The 3,926-nt window shown below is 64.1% G+C and carries 3 protein-coding genes; all 3 read left to right on the top strand.

Annotation, left to right across the window (positions count from 1 at the left end):
- Window positions 1–1,390, top strand: a 1,390-nt coding sequence (locus Q0J60_RS05745; RefSeq protein ID WP_294439405.1) for a penicillin-binding transpeptidase domain-containing protein, incomplete at its 5' end; no start/stop codon positions are given.
- Window positions 1,391–2,599, top strand: coding sequence for a rod shape-determining protein RodA (gene rodA / locus Q0J60_RS05740; protein ID WP_294439403.1), 1,209 nt, complete (start codon window positions 1,391–1,393; stop codon window positions 2,597–2,599).
- Between the two features lie 10 nt (window positions 2,600–2,609).
- The gene (locus Q0J60_RS05735; RefSeq protein ID WP_294439401.1) at window positions 2,610–3,815 is read left to right on the top strand and encodes a YcjF family protein; all 1,206 of its coding nucleotides are present in this window, start codon (window positions 2,610–2,612) and stop codon (window positions 3,813–3,815) included.
- Window positions 3,816–3,926: the final 111 nt, after the last annotated feature.

Below are 3,926 nucleotides of genomic sequence, written 5' to 3'. Positions count from 1 at the left end.
CGGCGACGAAGTGGGTTCAAGCGGCGTCGAGCAGGCGTACGAAAGTCTGCTTGCCGGCACGCACGGCGAGCGCGTAGTGGTGGCCGATGCCGACGGCACGGTGCGCGAGGTGCGCAGCGAGACGGCGGCCACGCAGGGCAACGACGTGTATCTGACGCTTTCCGCCAAGGTGCAAAAGATTGCCGAGGAGGAGCTGGAGAAGCTCATCGCCCCCGAGGGCGTCATCGGCGGCGGCACCGGCACCGAGGCGGCGCTTGTGGCCATGGAGGTGGATACGGGCAACATCATCGCCATGGCGAATTTCCCTACGTTCGACCCCACGCATTTCGTGGGCGGTGTGTCCACCGACGACTGGGATCGCTACACCAACCAGGGTGCCTACGAGGATAAAGATTCTCATGACCCGCTACTCAACCGCTGCATCGCGGGCTCGTTCCCCGCGGCATCTACGTTCAAGGCATTCACGGGCATGGCAGGCCTGCATTACGGATTCGCCGACACCAGCCGCACCTGGGATTGCACGGGTACATGGACCGGTTGGGGCGATGAGTATGCGCAGAAGTGCTGGCTCACCACAGGTCATGGCGTCATCGGCCTGCGCGAGGCTGTGGTGGTGTCGTGCGACACGGTGTTCTACCAGATAGCGGCCGACTTCTACAACGCGGGGCAGTCGGGCAGCATCAGCGAGACCGCTATGCAGGACTACATCAAGGAATACGGATTCGGCAGCAAGACGGGCATCGAGCTCATCGGCGAGGCCGAAGGCGTGGTTCCCACGCCCGAATGGAAGGCAGAAACCTGGAAGGATGTCCCGGAGGAAGCGCAATGGCGTCCGGGCGATATGACCAACATGGTTATTGGTCAGGGTAACGTGCTTATCACGCCGCTCCAGCTCGCCGTAGGCTATGCCGGCATCGCCACGGGCAGCCTTCCTACGCCTACGCTGTTCAAAGAGGCGCGCAATTCCTCGGGCGAGACGGTCGTATCCGGCAGTCCGGTCGTTCGCGAGATCGCTGATGCGGTCAAGGGCGAGCTCGACGTGATGCGCGACGCCCTGCGCGGCGTTGCCACCGAAGACGCCGATGTGCCCGACCTGTTCAAAGATTACGATTATGAATGCGCCTGCAAGACGGGTACCGGCGAATGGGCCGACCATGACGGCTATGCGTGGTTCGCGATGTACGCACCTTACGATGCGCCTAAATATGTGGTCACGTGCGTCATTCAGGAAGGCGGTTCGGGCGGCAGCGTGGCGGGCCCCATCGCGGCAAAGGTGATGGATGCCTGCGTCAAGCTGGGCGAGGGCAAGCTTGAACACGATGTCACGCCCACTTCGGAAATCACTGAATCCATCGAGTACCATGGCACCGGCGCCGGAAGGGTTGACTAGATGGCTGGATACAACGAAATCGATCGCGTGCGCATGCCGGAGGGTTCCTACGTGGGCTCCACCATGCCGGGCGCCGACGGCAAGCCCGCCGCCAGCCGCGGCAGCATCCTTTCCGCCATTCCGGTGCCGCTCGTTTTGGTGGCGACGGCGTTGGTGTGCTACGGTTTGCTCACCGTGTGGTCTGCCGTCCAGGGCAACGAGAACTACAGCTTCTCGCGCCAGCTTCTGGGCGTGGCCCTGGGCATCATCGTCATGCTCATCATGTACCGCATCGACTACCGGCAGCTTGCGGGATTCACGTCGCTTCTGTTGGTGGTGAACGTGGTGCTCATCCTGTCGCCTCACTTGCCCCTCATCGGCGTTGAGCAGAAGGGTGCGCAGAGCTGGATCAACATCGGCATGCAGATTCAGCCCGGCGAGTTCGCGAAGATCACGGTGATCATGCTGGACGCGAGCGTGATGGCGCGCTACGGCGGCCGCTTGGACGACCCGCGCGAATACATCAAGGCGCTTGCCTACATCGCCATCCCGTTCTTGGCCATTCTCACGCAGCCCGACCTGGGAACGGGCCTGGTGTACCTGATTATCGGCGCCGTCACGCTCGTGATGGGTGGCGCACGCCTGAAGTACCTGCTCATCACCCTGGGCGCGTTCGTCGCGGCAATCGCCGCCGTGTTCGCGGTAGATGAGGTCATCAAACAGGCGACGGGCGAATACAAGCTGCTGCAGCAGTATCAGCGCAACCGTCTGCTCGTGTTCCTGGACCCCTCGGCCGACACCTCCGACAGCGGCTACAATCTGCAGCAGGCCATGATCGCCATCGGCAGCGGCGGGCTTATTGGCAAGGGTCTGGGCAATGCAACCCAGTCCAGTCTGGGCTTTCTGCCTGAGGCACCCACCGACTTCATCTTCTGCGTGCTGGCGGAGCAATTCGGTTTTCTGGGGGTCATGCTGCTGCTCGGCTTGTATCTGGCGCTCATCCTGATATGCTGCCGGATAGCCCGGGGCGCGTCCACGCTGTTCGGCATGCTGGTGGTGTGCGGCGTGGTTGCCATGTGGCTGTTCCAGATAATGGAGAACATCGGCATGGATATCGGGCTCATGCCCATCACGGGCATCCCGCTGCCGTTCATGAGCTACGGCTCTTCGTTCATGGTGGTGAATTTCGCGTTGCTGGGCCTGATCGGCTCGGTGTACGCTCATAAGTAAAGGAGTGCGCATGAAAATGCCGATTGATGTGATGGCCGTCTTCCAGGAGGCCATGGATGTCGACGCGGCGCGGTCGGTGCCCATCACGGTGTCGGTCTTGCTCGATGAGGCGGCGCCTGCCGACCTGGTGGCGTTCGTGCGTTCGAGCTTCGCGAGCGCGAGCCCTCAGGCGCGCGTGTCCGTGAACTACTTCTCTGACGCGTCCGCGGTGTTCGATGCCAAAAGCGACATGGCGGTCATCGCCGCCGGCGTGACGCGCGAGGTGGGCCTCATTGCCCGCAGGGTTCGCGATGCGGGCATCCCTGCGCTTGTGGTGACTACGCTTCCCCAGGTGGTCGAGCAAACGGCCATCGAGCAGGGACATCCCATTCCCGAGGGCGATCTGGTGGCGCCCGTAATTGAAGACGGCGACGTGGTGACGCTCGCCGAGCCCATGGTGGTATCGAGCGACGGGGCGGGGGAGGTCACCTACGACGTGCCGCCCATCCCTGGCTGGCAGCCCGACGACCCGCTGTCGCTTGAGCCCTACGCTCTCACCTCCGAAATCGCCGAGCAGCTTGCGAGCCGCATGGGCGAATGGGTGGTGGCGTGCTTCCGCGCGAAGCGCCTGGCGTTCGCGCAGGCGTTCGATTTTGTGCGCAGGCCGCTTTCCATGGAATCGGTGCGCTCCACCTCCATGCAAAATGCGGGTGTGGGATTCGTTGTGTTCATCCCCGGCGCTGATCTTCCCATCATGACGCTCAACCAGGCGAAGATGGTGCTGCAGATAGCCGCGGCCTACGGCCAGCCGCTTACCATTGAACGCGCCAAGGAGCTTGCGGCCGTGGTGGGTGGCGGCTTCGCCTGCCGTGCGGCGGCGCGCCAGCTGGTGGGCGTGGTGCCTGCGCTAGGTTGGGCCATCAAGGCCGGCATCGGCTATGCGGGCACGGCGGCGATGGGGCATGCAGCCATCGAGTACTTCGAGCACGGCGGCAGCGTGGCGGGCATCGCCGCGGTGGTGGCCGAGGCTCGCGATGCCGCGATGCAGGCTGCCGAGAACACGGGCGCCGGCCGCGCGGCTAAGGGCGCGGCACAGGAGCTGGGTCGTCAGGCGGCAAGCGCCCTGCGCGCGAAGGCGAAAGAGACCGTGCGCACCGCCCCCGAGAAGCTTGCGCGCGTCGCGCAGGCGGCGGCCGAAGCGGCAACGCAGGCAGCGGGTTCGGCCCGTACGCGCTAAAAGCCGCCCGAGGCGCAAGCGCGGCTTCGGCATGCGTTGTGACATCTCATCGCAGGCACCCATTCCGGCCTGCGCTGCATTTCAAAAGAGAAACCGAGCGCCCCGCAATCC

Origin of the sequence: uncultured Slackia sp. (genome assembly GCF_944321625.1) — a bacterium.
Lineage (GTDB): Bacteria > Actinomycetota > Coriobacteriia > Coriobacteriales > Eggerthellaceae > Slackia.
The sequence above is the reverse complement of the archived record's forward strand: the minus strand, read 5'-3'. Positions and strand labels throughout refer to the sequence as shown.

Excerpts from the sequence above, each read along its gene's own strand:
- rodA (WP_294439403.1), top strand. The coding sequence starts at position 1,391 with ATGGCTGGATACAACGAAATCGATCGCGTGCGCATGCCGGAGGGTTCC.
- Q0J60_RS05735 (WP_294439401.1), top strand. The coding sequence starts at position 2,610 with ATGAAAATGCCGATTGATGTGATGGCCGTCTTCCAGGAGGCCATGGAT.